This is a genomic window from Bradyrhizobium sp. BTAi1 (genome assembly GCF_000015165.1).
Taxonomy (GTDB): domain Bacteria; phylum Pseudomonadota; class Alphaproteobacteria; order Rhizobiales; family Xanthobacteraceae; genus Bradyrhizobium; species Bradyrhizobium denitrificans.
In genome coordinates this window covers 7,505,842-7,521,514 of sequence record NC_009485.1, presented here as the reverse complement: position 1 = coordinate 7,521,514, position 15,673 = coordinate 7,505,842, and the positions used below count along the sequence as shown (strand labels likewise).

General features: G+C 64.7%; 8 protein-coding genes. 3 read left to right on the top strand and 5 right to left on the bottom strand.

Annotated elements, in window-relative coordinates:
* The first annotated feature begins 364 nt into the window (after nucleotides 1-364).
* Entirely contained in the window at nucleotides 365-2,917 is a 2,553-nt protein-coding gene (locus BBTA_RS33565) for a methyl-accepting chemotaxis protein (RefSeq protein ID WP_244424227.1), read from the top strand.
* A 179-nt stretch (nucleotides 2,918-3,096) separates the two neighbouring features.
* Here BBTA_RS33565 and BBTA_RS33560 read toward each other — a convergent pair whose 3' ends face one another.
* Nucleotides 3,097-3,546: a DUF4399 domain-containing protein gene (locus tag BBTA_RS33560; RefSeq protein WP_012046969.1), complete on the bottom strand. Its 450-nt coding sequence runs from the start codon at nucleotides 3,544-3,546 to the stop codon at nucleotides 3,097-3,099.
* Between the two features lie 223 nt (nucleotides 3,547-3,769).
* On the bottom strand, nucleotides 3,770-4,588 hold the full coding sequence (locus BBTA_RS33555; protein WP_012046968.1) for an MBL fold metallo-hydrolase: 819 nt from the start codon (nucleotides 4,586-4,588) through the stop codon (nucleotides 3,770-3,772).
* A 110-nt stretch (nucleotides 4,589-4,698) separates the two neighbouring features.
* Here BBTA_RS33555 and BBTA_RS33550 point away from each other — a divergent pair, with 110 nt between their 5' ends.
* On the top strand, nucleotides 4,699-5,625 hold the full coding sequence (locus BBTA_RS33550; protein ID WP_012046967.1) for an alpha/beta fold hydrolase: 927 nt from the start codon (nucleotides 4,699-4,701) through the stop codon (nucleotides 5,623-5,625).
* Between the two features lie 5 nt (nucleotides 5,626-5,630).
* Here the strand turns inward: BBTA_RS33550 and BBTA_RS33545 are convergent, their stop codons facing one another.
* The 3 genes from BBTA_RS33545 to BBTA_RS33535 all read right to left on the bottom strand — a co-directional run bounded on the left by BBTA_RS33545 (nucleotide 5,631) and on the right by BBTA_RS33535 (nucleotide 8,864).
* A complete protein-coding gene (locus BBTA_RS33545; RefSeq protein ID WP_012046966.1) occupies nucleotides 5,631-7,157 on the bottom strand; it encodes a hypothetical protein in 1,527 nt (508 codons plus the stop codon).
* Nucleotides 7,154-7,903, bottom strand: a complete 750-nt coding sequence (locus BBTA_RS33540) for an ABC transporter ATP-binding protein (RefSeq protein ID WP_012046965.1) — start codon at nucleotides 7,901-7,903, stop codon at nucleotides 7,154-7,156. Before BBTA_RS33540 ends, BBTA_RS33545 begins: the two co-directional genes overlap by 4 nt.
* A gap of 205 nt (nucleotides 7,904-8,108) precedes the next feature.
* Nucleotides 8,109-8,864: a transglutaminase-like cysteine peptidase gene (locus tag BBTA_RS33535; protein ID WP_012046964.1), complete on the bottom strand. Its 756-nt coding sequence runs from the start codon at nucleotides 8,862-8,864 to the stop codon at nucleotides 8,109-8,111.
* A gap of 614 nt (nucleotides 8,865-9,478) precedes the next feature.
* Here BBTA_RS33535 and BBTA_RS33530 point away from each other — a divergent pair.
* Nucleotides 9,479-15,598 carry a VCBS domain-containing protein gene (locus tag BBTA_RS33530; RefSeq protein WP_012046962.1) on the top strand — a complete coding sequence of 2,040 codons (6,120 nt, stop codon included), beginning with the start codon at nucleotides 9,479-9,481 and terminating at the stop codon, nucleotides 15,596-15,598.
* The last annotated feature ends 75 nt before the right edge of the window (nucleotides 15,599-15,673 follow it).

Here is a 15,673-nt window from a genome sequence, read left to right as displayed (position 1 = left end):
CAGTGCGCGAAGCGCTTCCGCCGACTGCACACGAAGGTGCGTAGCACGGGTCGTCGTGAGCTGATGTTCTCGCCGCGACCCGTAATTCTACTGCATCCAATGGTTGAATAGGTGTTGCTTCTGCATCCTAGTTAGTTCGTCTTTAAGCAGAACTCATAAAACTCGCCGCTGTTGCTTCATCGACTCATAGGGAACAGCGATGTGTGCCGAAGTCACGAGCCCGGCGCGGAGCCAGGTTCGTTTTGGGCTCAAAGGCCAAATTCTTTGTCTGGGAGTTGCCGGAGTCGCTGTCATCGGATGCCTTTATCTCGCGGGGCTATCGATCGAGCGGCGCAGCCAGCAGGTCGCCGATCGCGTTGGCACCTTGGCCGCTTTGAGCGGCGGGGTCTGGGAGGGGCTGCTGCAGGCGCGCGGCATCGCCACGGAGTTCCTGCAGAGACCGTCGGACGCCAAGGTCGCCACGCATGAGAAGATCGTGACCTCGGTCGAGGCGCAGATCGATCGCGTTGATGGCATTCTCGCAGCGATGCCGTATGACGATACGGCGCGGCAGGCCGCCTCGTCACGTGAGGCCATCAGAGGCTATGCGACGCGCTTCGCGAATGTGGTCGCTGCGCAGAGGATCATCGGTTTCGATGAGAATGACGGGCTGCAGGGCAAGCTACGCGGCGCTGTGCGTTCGATCGAGACCCAGTTGACGAAGCACGATCAGCCGCGGCTCGCCGTGCTGATGCTGATGATGCGCCGGCATGAGAAGGACTTCATGCTGCGCGGCGATCCCAAATATGGCGATGACCTGCGCAAGCGCGTCGACGAGTTCGGGGCCGAGCTGGCGAAATCCAATCTGTCGGAAGCCGTCAGGGCTGACATCATCAAGCTGATGGATGTCTATCGGACCAGCTTTCTCGCTTACATGGCCGGCCAGACCAAGCTGCTGGAAGAAGCGGCGGAGCTTACGCGGCATTACGAAGGCATCAGCCCGAGCCTGCAGGCGATCAGGTCGGCGGCGGACCAGCGACTCGGAATCGTCAAGGCGGAACTGGCGAGCGTCAAGGACTACGTGTTCTGGTCGATCTGCATCACCGTGCTGGTCGCAGCGGTCGCGGCGCTGCTGTTCGGACGCTGGCTTGCGACGCCGCTGCTGCAGATGGCTCGCGCCATGGAGCGGTTGGCGCAGAACGATCTTGATGTTCGCCTCGAGCCTGTGAAGCGTCGCGACGAGGTCGGGCAGATCTCGCGCGCACTTGGCATCTTCCACGGCAAGCTGCTGGAGAACCGCCGGCTGACGGAAGCACAAGAGAAGGCCAAGGAGGAGGCCGAACGCGAGCGTCGCAGGATGTTCGCCGAAATGTGGGAGCTGCTGGAGACTGATCTCGATTGCGCTGTCGCCGAGGTCATGTCGATCAGTGGCGATGCGTCGACCCGCAGTGCCCAGGCGGTCTCGGAAGCGAAGACGATTGCAAGCGAGGCCGGTGTTGTCGCGCAGGCGTCGGCCAGGGCGAGCAGCAACGTCGCCACGGTATCGAGCTCGGCGGAGGAGCTGTCGGCCACCGGGCGGGAGATCGCTCAGCGTGCAGCGGAAACGGCCGAGCTCGCCAGCCGCGCGGCGCGCGAGGCTCAGCAGGCCGGATCCACCGTCGCCGCCCTGAGCGACGCGGCCGAGCAGATCTCCTCGGTCGTCAGCACCATCGCGGAGGTCGCCGCGCAGACCAATCTGCTCGCGCTCAACGCGACGATCGAGGCGGCGCGGGCCGGTGAGGCCGGCGCAGGGTTCGCGATCGTCGCGCATGAGGTCAAGGCGCTGGCGCGCAAGACCTCCGAGGCGGCGGATGACATCGCCCGGCGCATCGAACGCATCTCCAATGCGACGTCGGACTCGACGGCTGTCATCAGCAAGATCAGCACGGCGATCGGCAGCATCGACGGCGCCAGCGCCGCCATGGCCGCAGCGGCGGAGCAGCAGGAAGCGACCTTGCGCGAAGTGGCGCGAAGCCTCACCGAGGCGTCGGCGGGAGTTGCCTCGGTGGCCGAGAACGTCACCCGTATTTCGGGACGCTCGGCCGAGATCGAGCAGCAGACGCAGGCCGTCTCCGAACTCGTGAACGGCACCAACGGACGGGTCTCGGAATTGCGTGCCAATCTGATGGTGTCGCTGCGGTCGTCGAGCGTCGGTGACCGGCGGTCGTCCCAGCAGCGGCGGCCGATGAGTCTCACTGGCTGCTTGCATGGCAGGGGCGGCCGGTTCGACGGCAGTGTCCTGGACCTGTCGGAGGCCGGCTTGCGATTTCGCGCGGGCATGGACGTGGTAGGATTGTCCGAGCACCAGCAAGTGAAGGTGGAGTGCGCGGCGTTCGGTGCCGTCGAAGGTGACATCGTTGCGATCGGCAACCGCGATATCCATGTTAGCTTCGGCGAGCACGGGATGGCGCAACGTGACGCGGTCGCCGCGTTCCTGGCCGAGATCGATCGCGCCGATCAAGCGAATGTCCAGGCCGCGTTGACGATCGCCGGCAGGATCGTGGCTGCCATCGAACAATCGATCGACTGCGGCGAATCGTCGATCGCGCAATGGTTCGATTTCAACTATCAGCGTCTGCCGGGCACCGATCCAGAGCAGTTCGAGGCCCCGTTCACCGCGCTATGCGACCGGCTGCTGGCGCCGATTCAGGAAGCTGCACTGGCTTCTGACCCCAACGCCGTGTTCTGCGCGGCCACGGATCGCAATGCCTATATTCCGACCCACAACCGCAGAGTCTCGCAACCGCAGCGGCCGGGAGACAAGGCCTGGAACGCCGCCAATTGCCGCAACCGTCGCTTCTACAAGGATCGCGCCGGAATGGCCGCGGCGCGGACTCTCCACCAGCCCTTGCACAGCGCTATGAGCGCGACATGGGAGGCGGGCTCAAGGTGGTGTTGAAGGAAATCGACGTGCCGATCCGGGTCAAGGAGCGTCACTGGGGCGCATTGCGACTGGCATTCAAGGCTTGATGTCAGCGATGGGAGCAGGAGGTCGTGACATCACGTTTGAGGTCACATCTCCATGCAATCGCGCGGCTGAACGGCGCCGGAGCTGCGGCGCCGTTCGCCGAGGCAGCGTTACTGCTTCGCGCTGCCGGTCGTGGCCTGCACGTTCACGGTGATGCGCTCGGACATCACCGGCTTGTTGTGCGGGATGTGGCTCCAATCGCCGAGCACGAGCTGCAGCGTGTGCTTGCCCGGCGTCAGATTGACCGAGGCTTCGGTCTGGCCCTTGCCAAAATGGACGTGCTCGGCGTCCACCGGGATCGCCTCGTTCAGCGCATCGCCTTCGAGCGCAGGCGCGTCGATGAGGAGGTGATGATGGCCGGTGTTCGGAGCCTCGGTGCCCGACGGAGCAACGCCCATGCCGGACAGGCCGAAGCGGATCAACACCGGCGAGGTGACCGTATCGCCATCCTTGAGGTTGATGAAATAGGCCTTGGCGTTGTCGGGTGCGGGCGTTTCGCCAGCCATGGCGAAGGTCACGGTCGACAGCAGGAGGGCGGTTGTGAGGCTCAGTCGGCGCATGTCGGCAAATCCTTGTCTCTGCGAAGGCGGCAAATCTCAAAAGGTGAAGGCATGCTGCAAGTTGCGTTACGCGACTATAACAAGCACGTCCGCATCTTGCAGTGCGGATAAACACTAGATCAGGAGGTTTGGCGGGGCCGCGAACAAATTGCGGCGCTCGCGTGACGTTTATGGTGCTGGCGCGGTTGTGATGCGATGGTTTACGGTGCCTGCTGTCCTACATTTAGACACCGTCGAGGATGATCACGGTCGGCGTCGACGGCAAGAGCTCGCGCGACATCTTCAGGGTCCGCTCGGTGCGGCGGTCGATCTCGAATTGCTGGCCGATCTTGCGCATGAACTCGTCCAGCGGCGTGGCGAAACGGTGCATCGGCAGCACCACCGAGGCGCGCAGCCGCTTGGTGATCTCGGAGATGCCGTCGAGCGACATCGTATAGGTGCCGTCGATCGGCACCATCACGATGTCGAGCCGGCCGATCGCGGCGAAATGGGTCTCGTCGAGCTTGACGTGCAGGTGACCGAGATGGCCGATGCAGAGCCCGGCGACCTCGAAGATGAAGATCGAGTTGCCGTCCTTGATCATGTCGGCGCCGAGCGAGTCACTGAAATAGCGCCGGATGTCGGTGGTGATGTTGCGGATCAGCACGTCGCCGACCCGCTCGAAGATCTGCGCCGGCTTGCCGTCGTCGCCCCAGCCGCGCAGGACATGCGGGATGCGCGGATCGGGCGCCAGCGTGTAGTGCGTCGAGTGCGCCCGGTTCATCGTGATCACGTCGGGCAGCCGTCCGACCTGGTAGGCGCCGCTGTAGTCGGTCGCGATCCGGATGCCCTCGGGCGTGTCGATGAAATAGGTCGAATGGCCGGCATAGGTGATGGTCACCTCGTTGCCGGACGCGGCGGCCCGGCGCAGGCTCACCGGCATCGCGCGCGGCGCGTTGCCCGCCATCGCCAGGCACTCGCTGGTGCGAGGCCCCGATTGCGCCAGGCCGGGCGATGCGAACGAGACCAGGATGGCAAGCAGCGAGACCAGCGAGCGCAGCATGGCGGTTCCCCTTCAACAGCGCGTGGGAGTGTAGCGCCGAAACCGGATCAGACCTATCATCATCGCAGCGCTGGAATGGGCAAGGTGGTTCAGCACTCGCGGAGGACAGCATGACGGATCAAGGAGGATCAGCGCAGGCGCAGGACATGCAGCCGGTCCGCGCGGTTGATGCCGGGGTGCTCAGAATAGCCTATGTGGAGAGTGGCCCCGCCGATGGACCGGTGGCGATCCTGCTGCATGGCTATCCCTACGACATTCATTCCTATGTCGAGGTCGCGCCGCGTCTGGCGGCCCAGGGCTGCCGCGTCATCGTGCCCTATGTGCGGGGCTATGGGCCGACGCGCTTTCGTGATCCGTCGACGCCGCGCTCGGGCCAGCAGGCGGCGGTCGGCGCCGACCTGATCGCGCTGATGGATGCGCTGGCGATTCCGCGCGCGGTGTTCGCCGGCTATGATTGGGGCGGCCGCGCGGCCTGCGTCGCTGCGGCGCTGTGGCCGGAGCGTTGCCAGGGGCTCGTCTCGGTCAATGGCTACCTGATCCAGGACATTGCCCGGGCGCTGGAGCCGGCGCCTGCGCCGCGCGAATGCGCCTTCTGGTATCAATGGTACTTTCAGACCGAGCGCGGCCGCGCCGGGCTGGCCGCCCACCGCGCCGAGATCGCGCGGCTGTTGTGGCAGCAATGGTCGCCGAACTGGGGCTTCGACGATGCGACCTTCGCGCGCTCGGCCCGGGCTTTCGACAATCCCGATCATGTCGACGTGGTGATCCACAGCTACCGCCATCGTTACGGCCTCGCCGCCGGTGATCCGCGTTACCAGGAGCTGGAGCAGCGACTGGCGGCCCAGCCCGTCATCAATGTGCCGACAATCACGCTTGATGGTGACTGCGACGGCGTGATCCCGGCCACCGACGGCGCGGCACATGCCGCGAAATTCAGCAATCGGATCGCGCATCGCGTGATCACGCGCGCCGGCCATAATCTGCCGCAGGAGGCGCCTGAGGCCTTTGCGGCGGTGGTGATGGAGCTGCTGCGCTGAGGATGTCAGGTTCGGGGCGGGCTGAGCTTCCAGGCCGCGAACAGCAGCGCTGCCGTCATCAGCCCGCAGATCACCGCGCCCTCCGGCAGCGCCAGCGCAAGCGCGGCCGTCGCGGCCCAGCCGATCGAGGAGAAGGCTTCCGCGAAGGTCGCGAGCCGCGACGAGGTCTGGCGGCGGCGAAACTGGCTGCGCCGTGCCTGGATGCGGAACCACAGCTGGATGGCGGTGGAGGAGACGGTCGCAATCAGCACGGCGGTCGCCGTGACCATCGCCTGTGCCGGTGCGATCCAGGCAAGTGCCAGAACGAGCGGTGCGAAGATCACGGCGATGGTGATCAGCACCACCTCGATCTTGGCGCGCATGGCTCGCCCCGCCGTCAGCGGTGCGGTCGCGACCAGTTCGGGCGCATCCTCGCCGGAGATGGTGAGCCAGGCCAGTCCGCCGGCGAGCTGGCCGGCGGCCATGACGATCACCGGCGTGATCAGAATCACGGCCTGCGAGCTGTCGGAATAGCTCCGCCACAGCAGCAGCGCCGGCGGCACGAGGTAGAGCAGCTGCATCAGCGTCTGTGAGATCAGCCAGGGATCACGCCGCAGCAGCATGAACTCCTTGCGCCGCAGCGCCTGTTGACGCGACCCGCCGCGGAAGGCCCTGACATGGGCGCCGGCGCGGCTGGAGACGCCCTGGGCCGCGGCGCTGATCGCGGTGTCGGCAAAACGCGGGGCAAACAGCAGCATCACGACGCCGAGCAGCAGCAGCCCGGTGGCGAGCAGGATCAGCAGCGCCTGGCCGTCGCCGAGCGCGGCGCGGGCCGGCAGCCAGATCAGGCTGTCCGGATCAGGCGCGATCGCGGCCGCGGCGTCCGAGGTCAGGACCGCGAATCGCGACAGCGTGCCGTAGGAGACGATGGCTGCGATCTGCAGCACGATGACGAAGCCGGCACCGATCACGGCGGCCAGGATCTGCGCGACCAGCCGGGTGCGGGCCGGGCCGATCAGGCGAAACAGGACGATCGTGATCGCGATCGCGATCGCAGCAGCAGTTAGGCCGACAGCCGCGACGACGACGAAGACCGCGAGCCAGCGCAGGCCGCCTTCAATGAGCAGAATATCGACGAACGGTGTGGCCAGCAGCAGCGCCATGCTGGTCACGGACAGCGCGATCGCGGCGATCCGGACCGAGAAGATCTCGGCAAGCCGTACCGGCGACGACATGATCAGGTCGAGATCCGCGCGGGCGTAGAACACCCGTGTCACCGATTCGATCGCCTGCGACAGCATCAGCGCCCAGGACAGCATGATGGTCGCGGTGATCACGATCAGTGCGGTCTTGTCGAGCGGTGGCCGCAGATCGGCGTAGCGGCCGACCACCACCCAGGCCGGCAGATGCATGATGGCGCCAAACAGCAGCAGGCCAATGATCGCGACGCGGGTGCGGCGGCGCCGCCCGGCCGTGATCATGCTGAGCCATTCTCGCCAGGCGAGCCTGAGCTCGTGACGGGCAAACCATGCGAGCGTCGCCGTCCGTGTCATGCCGCCGGCTCGACGTCGACCAGAGTGATGAACAGCTCCTCGAGGCTGGTGTCGGTCCGGCCGTTCTGTTGGCGCAGCTCGGCGAGCGTGCCCTCGGCCAACACACGTCCGGCCGCGATGACCCCGATGCGGTCGGCCATGCGCTCGGCGACTTCGAGAATATGCGTGGTCATGATCACCGTCCCGCCGCGGCGGACGCGCTCGGCCAGCAGCCCCTTGACGTGTCGCGCCGACACCGCGTCGAGGCCTGTGAGCGGCTCATCGAGAATGATCAGCCGGGGATCGTGGATCAGGGCGCCGGCCAGCGCCACCTTCTGGCGCATGCCCTTGGAAAAGCCCTCGCAGCGCTCGTGCAAATGGCCTTCCAGCCCGAGCGAGACCAGCAGCTCGCGGGCTGCCTCGCCGGACGCTGCGGGATCGATGCCCCACAGGCCGGCGACGAATTCGAGATATTCAAGTGGCGTGAGCTTGTCGTAGATCATCGGCTCGTCCGAGACCCACGCCATCATCTGCTTCGCGGCGATGGGTTCACGCAGTGCGTCAATGCCGAAGATCGCGATCTCGCCCGCATCGGGGCGCAGCAATCCGGCGACCATCCGCAAGGTCGTGGTCTTGCCGGCGCCGTTGGGGCCGACCAGCGCATAGAATTCACCGGCGCGCACGACGAGGTCGAGCCCGTCGACGGCCGGACGTTCGAAACGTTTCGCGAGTCCTCGCACGGCGAGGGCGGGGCTGTCTGAGGTCATGGCCGCTCGTTCGGTTTGCGTCTGCAACTTGGACGCAACTCGTTGCGGCCGGGTGAACGGCCGCGCGATTGCGAGATCGATGCGGGTTCCCGTGCCGGCCGGTGCGCCGTGTCCTGCGCAAGGGTGTTCGCTGGCCCGGGCAACCCGGACATGATGGCAGCATGGCCTGGAGTCAGGATCGCGGCAGGAGGCGCGCCGGTCCGCCTTAGCGGGAACCCAGGGCGCTCGGAACGGGCAGCGCCGCACCCGCCTCCGACCAGAAGGGGGAGGCCTGATATCGGCCGATACCGGTCTCGTCCATCACGAAGAGCGGGCGAATTTGCCGCGCATCACTATCGCGAACCATCGCCATCCGCTGATTGTCCAGCATCAGCCAGCGGCCATCCAGCCTGACGGCCGCAACGGCGTGATCCTCACCGCGGGCAAGATCGCGAACGATCACGATCCGCAGATCGCTCGCCGCGATACCGGCCAGCCGCAGCGCCACGAACTTGGCGATGGCATAGTCCTCGCAGTCGCCTGCGCGGCGGTCGAAGGTCGCGAGCGGCGCGCTCCAGACGTCCATTCTACCATACTGGGCGAAATCACTGGCGGGCCGGATGGCAAGATTGATCGCGCGGTTGATCTCGCCGAGCCGGGCGCGGCCGTCTTTCGCGCGGCCCTGGTCGACAATGGCGAGCAGGCGCAGAGCCGCGTCCGAGACGCAGCGTTCGCGATCGCCATCGCACAGCGCGAGCTGGACGCGCTCGTCGGCGAGTTGACGGGCAAGCGTCTGCCATTTGGCCTTCACGGCGCCGGCTTCCAGGTCCAGGCGCGGCAGGCCGAACGGTTCTCCTGTGTCTTCAAGGATGATCGTCAATCCCAGCGGCTGCCCAATCGGTCCCGCAACAACCGGGCCGCCAGCGCACAGGCTGGCGGTCAGCACCGCGATCGATGCGCGGATCAGTGCGCGAATGTTCATCTGACGCCCCGTGCCGGATCTCTCCTGTCCGACGTCGCGCATTGCGGACCCGGATGTTGTTGGGGACCAACATGGGGCTTGGGTATTGTGGTCCGCTTAATTCCCGGGAGCCGCTGAAGAATTGGCCGAATTAAGCTGAACGTTGTGTTGCCTCGCTGCGACAAATCCTATTGAAAGCGCCGGATTAACCGTTCAGTTGATCGCAAGCGGTGCGGCAATTCACTTTTAGGTTGCGCATGTGCGGGCGCGAGCAGGTACGACGAATTCCATACAATCTGTAGATATCTGTTGGCTCGATCACAGTCGGCCACTTGAAACTGGCTGATAACGGATTGCGCAGGTGGCGGCAGTGGTCGCCCCCAGCAAAGCGATGCGAGCGAATACTAAATTTTACTTCGAAGGGCGGAATCTTGGTGATTCAATACTTCCGAATATGTGGCGACATCGCGTGTCGGAAGGCCGAATATTGGCAATTTTCAAGCAAACCGTTGACGGAGGCCATTGTTCTGGCCCTGCAGCACAAGCTGAAGATGGTTCCGCCCGAGACTCGCCAGTGATATGCACGCATTGAACGCACATTGTTATGTAATAATTAACCATACGTCGGTGGTCCCGTGAATTACGCTGGTAAATCTGGCGCCGCGCATTTCTCCGACAGCCTCGGTGCGACCGCGCATGATCATGTGCGGTTCGATGCTCCGCCGGCTCACGCGCCCGCGGGAGCCGTCGTCGTTCCGGACGCGCATTTTCTGTTCAATGCCGATTTCAAGCGATCCGGTGTTGACCTGATCCTGTCGGTCGACGGCCGCGACGTGGTCCTGCCCGACTATTTCAAGGGCGAGAAGCGGGCCGCGCTCGCGTCGCCCGACGGCGCGCATCTGACCGGTGACGTCGTCAGTGCACTCTCAGGAGCCGTTCAGGTCAGTCAGGCCGGGGCTTCCGCGCCGGCCGGCAAGGTGATCGGTCATGTCACCAAGCTGCAGGGGACTGCGACCGCGATCCGTAACGGCGTCTCGATCATCCTGCACCAGGGCGACAACGTCGAGAAGGGTGACGTCGTCCAATCCGGCTCGGATTCCACGCTGGGCATCACCTTCATTGACGGCACGGTCTTCGGCCTGTCCTCGAATGCGCGGATGGTGCTGAATGAAATGGTGTACGATCCCAACGGATCGAACAACTCGTCGTTGATCAGCCTGGTCGCCGGGACCATCTCCTTCGTTGCCGGCGAGACCGCCAAGCACGGCGACATGAAGGTCGATACGCCCGTGGCCACCATGGGCATTCGCGGCACCGCCGTGCTGGTGGAGATCGACTTCACGGTGCCGGGGCAGGGCACTCTGCCCGACGCCAAATTCCAGGTGCTGGTCGAGCCCGATGGCCGCACCGGCTCCTACGTCCTGTTCGACAAGACGACGCTGCAGCCGATCGCCGTGGTCAACCAGGCCGGGCAGCAGATCCAGATCAGCAACGGCGTGGTGAACCAGAGCGCCGTTCCCCTGACGCCAGATCTCCAGAAGCTGATCAACGACGTCTTCACGCTGAAATTCACCGACAACACCAACCCGAAGACAACGACCCATTTCACCGATGTCGGCGTGCTTGAAGCGCTGACGCCATTGACCCTGGCCAATGGCACCAGCGCGGTACCGAAGATCCTCGTCACCGACAATACCAGTTCGACACCCACGACCATCACAACGTCAGCGCCGCCCTTTCGCATTCCGGGTCAACTGGAGGTCAGGGTTCTCGACGTCACAGGTGGTGTCACCACGGCATTCGGCGTGAACGAGCGGGTCGGCCAGACCGGGAACAGCACCGATCTCGACACCGTTCTCAGCCGGGTCAATTTCGCCGATATCAACGTGTTCGATCGGCCGACAGTTTCGGTGAGCTTCAGCGCCTTTAGCTACAAGAGCGCGCAGCAGGCCGACGTCACCGGGGCTCTGAATCAATTGCAGTTGCAGGATGTCCTGGCCACTGCCGTGAAGGTCTCGGTCACGCCGGACCCGAACAACAACAATAACGGCTCTGCGACGCTGACCTACAGCGTTCCCGACAACGCCTTCGATTTCCTGGCCGCGGGCGAGACGCTGACGCTGACCTACATCGTGCGTGTCGACGTCAATTACCCCGGCGCCAATGAGTTCAAGGAGGTGCCGATTACGATCACGGTGACCGGCACCAACGACGGGCCCGTCATCACGACCAGCGCTCAGACCATCAAGCTCACGGGCAGCAACGCGCCGAGTGGCGCGCTCACCTCCATCGATCCGACGTCCGGCAGCGTCACCTTCAAGGATGTCGATCTCACCGACACCCACACCGTGTCGGCCAAGCTGACGAGCGCAGAGCTGCCAAACGGCGGCACCATCCCGCCGGCGCTGCTCGCGCTGTTTGAGCAGTCCCTCACGGCCTCCCTGGCCTCGGACAGCACGGGCAGCGGCACGGGGAAGATCAACTGGAGCTTGGGCAGCCTGCCCGCCGCCGCCGCCGATCTCGTCCCGGCGGGGCGGAGCCTGACGCTGACCTACACGGTGAGCGTTACGGATTCTCACGGCGCGATCGCCACGCAGACGATCACGGTGACGATCGCCGGAACGGGGGACCCGAGTCTGGTCTGGATCGCTACGACCCAGGGGCAGTCCGGAGAGAGCAGCGGCGCGCAGGTTCTGTTGTGGAGCGATGGTGCGAATTGGCGCGGCGGCGTTGCGCCGACCGCTTCGGACGATGTCCGCATCGTCACCGACCAGACCCACGGCCTGACCCCGGCGTTCCCCGTCACCATCGACAGGGCCGCTTTCGCCAAGACTGTCAGCCTCGATGATCTCGGCGGCGGCGCCGTTCCTGAGCTCGACAATGCCAGCAGCTTGACCATCGGCGGTACGCTGACGGCCAAGTCCGACGCGCGCATCTTCAATTACGCTCAGGCCACGATCAACGTCGGGGGAGCGGTTCAGCTTCTGGACCACGCTGAATTGCACAATGCCGGCACGGTGCTGCTGGCCGGCGGCGGCGTATTCGGTGCCAGCGCCGGCATCAGCAATACGGGAACGATCGAGCTGTCCGGCGGTACGCTCTCGGTGCTGGGCGAGATCGCAAATGCTGCTGATAGCAGCTCCGGCCTCCTGCAGGTTGATCTGGCGGCAACCTTGACCGTTCAGGGCGGCAGGATCGACGGCGGCACCATCCTGATCCAGGGCGTGCCGGACATTCAGGTCGTCGGAACGCATGAGGGCACTGACAAGCCCGAACAGAAGGCCGACGGACTGCTCGTCCTGACGGGCGGGGCGGTGATCAGCAATGGTGAGCTAGCCAATTTCGGCACTCTCGACGCATCCGGGGGCGGCAACGTCGTCTCCGACGAGCGCGTCACGAATGTCGGCCTGATCGAGGTCAAGGCCGGCGGCGAGCTGACGCTCGATCTCGACACCCGCGTCGACAATGCGTCGGGAGTCATCAAGATCGAGGATACGGCCCGGCTGGCTTTGTCGGGAGCGCTCATCACCGGTGGTACGGTCACCAATCACGGCACCGTGGCGGTGGTCGGGGACAGCAGCATCGATGGCGGCGCGGTGAATGGCGGCGCAATCCTGGTCGGCGATACCGGCGGCGGCAACGTCCAGCTTCTGGCCGTCGCCGCGGCCGAGGCGCCCGTAAGCCTGACCCTGAAGGGCGGTACTGTCGTGACCGGTGCCAGCCTGGCGATCGATGCTGGCGCCATGCTGGAGGTTGCCTCGGCGGCCGGCGCGACGCTGAACGGCGTCGCAGCGCTCAACTCCGGAACGGTTCAGGTCGACCAGAATTCATTGCTGGTGCTCGAGAACAGCACGATCAGCGGTGGCGGCCTCGTCAATCGCGGCACGGTGCATGTCGAGACCCAGGCCGCAACGGCGTTCGATCACGTCGCGATCGACAATGCGGGCGGTGCAATCATCATTGATGATGATGGCGCTGCGGCGGTGCCATCGACCCTGGTGCTGGGTGGCGGCACGACGATGGCCGGCGGAACACTGAGCATCGGCATCGTCGGAACGCTGGAGGTGTCCGGGCGCGACGTGACCCTGTCGGGCATGCATGTCGATAATGCCGGCGTCTTCACGGTGGATCTCGGGGCGATCCTTGGCCTTGCCGGCACCACTGTGAGCGGCGACGGCACGCTGCATGTTTACGGAACGATCACCGCGAGCGGCCTCAGCAGCGTCGGTGGCAGCATCATCAATGACGGCAAGATCGAGATCGTCGGCGGGACGTTCGATGTCGCCGGCTCGATCTCCGGCGCAGGGACGATCGTCATCGATCCCGGTGCCATCCTGCACCTTGGCGGCGGCAACGCGCAGACGATCGATTTCAGCGGCCTGGGCAGCAGCGAGCTCGTCGTCGACGGCGCCAGCTTCTCCGCCAAGATCAGTGGTCTCGACGTCTCCGACAAGATCGACCTGTCGGCGATTGCTTGGAATGCCACGACGAAAGCATCCTACGACGCGAAGACTGGCGTCCTGACGGTCAGCGACGGTGATGGTGACAGCATCAGCCTGACCTTGAGTGGCGCCGACTATTCGGGGGCTCACTTCGTCGGCAGCGATGACGGCCATGGCGGAACGCTGATCACGCTGGCCGCCGAAGATTCGGCGCCGGTCATCAGCAATCCCGCCCAATCCGGCGCGATCGCGGAAACGACCGGACAGACCGGATCGCTCGATTCGCACAGCATTGGCGGCACGATTCATTTCAGCGATCGCGACCTGAGCGATCGTCCGACCGCTGCAATTCTGCCTCATTCTCAAAGCGTCAGCTGGATCGCGGCGGATCACCACACCGATCTCTCCAGCCAGTTGACGTCGGGCCAGATCGCCGCGCTGGAGCAGGCGCTGCAGCTGAGCCAGAGCGGCAACACCAACAATGGCACCGTCGCCTGGACCTATTCCGTCGCCGATGGAACGCTCGATTTCCTTGGCGAAGGTGAGAGCGTGACCGTCACCTCCACGGTGACAGTCGATGATCATCACGGCGGCACCGCCCCTGCGACGATCGTGGTGACCATCACAGGCAGCAATGACCGGCCCGTGGTGACAAGCGACGTGCAGACCGCTGAGCTCGCCGAGCGGGCGAACACGTCCGGCTCCGATTTGCCCGACAGCGCGAGCGGCGTCATCACCTTTACTGATGCCGACGCCACCGATGCGCATATCGTCAAGGTGACCGGCGTCGTCGCGACCGGCGATGATGGCAGCCTGCCGTCCGACAACTCGGTGCTCAAGAGCTGGCTCTCGCTCGGCGCATTGACCGATTCCGGCAAGGGCGCTGTCGGGTCGCAGGCGTGGACCTTCTCCGCCCCTGACAAGATGTTCGATTATCTCCGTGCCGACCAGAAGGTGACGCTGACCTATACGGTCGAGATCGACGATGGTCATGGCGGCATTCGCGATGTGCCGGTCACCGTCACCGTGCACGGCGCAGACGACGCACCCGTCATCGTCGGCGAAACGAACCCGGCCACTCAGATCGTCGTCCTGGCGGAGCAGGCGACCGTGCTTCCGGCCGGCACCACGGTCAACGCCGAGGGCATGGCGACGGAGACGTTCGATGGCATCACCGCCGGTTCAGCCTCGGACAATGGCGCTGGTTACGGCAGCTTCTACAGCGAAGCGCTGCACGCCACCTTCACGGCGGAAGGGCGGGCCGGTGTCGTTCACGGCTCCTCGTCGGTCTCCACGGCGCCCTATGTCGGCGGTGGCCAGGACCAGACCAACTATCTGAGCATCGGCAGTCACGGTCAGCAGACCATCACCTTCGACAGCGTGAAGAACAGCTTCGGGCTGTATTGGGGTTCGGTCGACGGGTACAACACGATCTCATTCTACGATGGTGACAAGCTGGTCGCATCCTATACCGGCAGCGATGTCGCGCCGCTGCTCGCGGATGGCGGACGGGGCTCCTTCGCTTCGAACGGCTATGTCGAGTTCCTGGGACTCGCGCCGTTCAACAAGGTCGTGCTCGAGAGCAGCGTCGACGCGTTCGAGATCGACAATGTGTCTGCAGGCTATATCGCCGACCAGCCGGTGAAGCTGGCGAGCGGCATGTCGGGCACCCTCACCGTGATCGACAGGGATGTCGGCGACACCCTGACCGCATCGGTACTCGGCAGCGCTGTCGTCAAATACAACGGTTCATCGACCCTGCCGGCCAATGCGCATGCCGAGGCGTTGGCCGCCGCCGGCGCCGTCACGTTCGATAGCGCGACCTCCAATGGTGGCTCGCAGGTGTTGCACTGGACCTATCATCCGGGTGACGTCGACCTGGATTTCCTCCAGCCCGGCGACACGCTGACCGTGACCTATCAGGCCGCTGTCAGCGATGGTCACGGCACCTCCGGCATTCAGCCACTAACCGTGACGTTGGTCGGCAACGGCGCGGCGACGGTGACCGGGACCAGCCAGGACGACAATTTCGTCAATGTCGGTGGCGGCGCGACCATTTTCGGCCAGGGCGGCAACGACACGTTCGTCTTCAATCCGCATTTCGGCAGCGCCACGATCGCCGATTTCGACGTCAACAGGGACACGATCGAGATCGACCATTCGCTGTTCGCCAATGTGGCGGCGATCCTGGAGAGCGCCAAGACGGTGAATGGTGACACGGTGATCACCGATGCGGCGCATGACACGATCACGCTCAAGGGTGTCACGGTCGCGCAGCTGCAGAACCATCAGAACGATTTCCACATCGTCTAGCAGGCTGTTGAAGAAGTCAGTGGCGTCGGGCCTCTCGTCATGATTCCTTAGGTCCGGCTGGATTGAGGGGCGGAC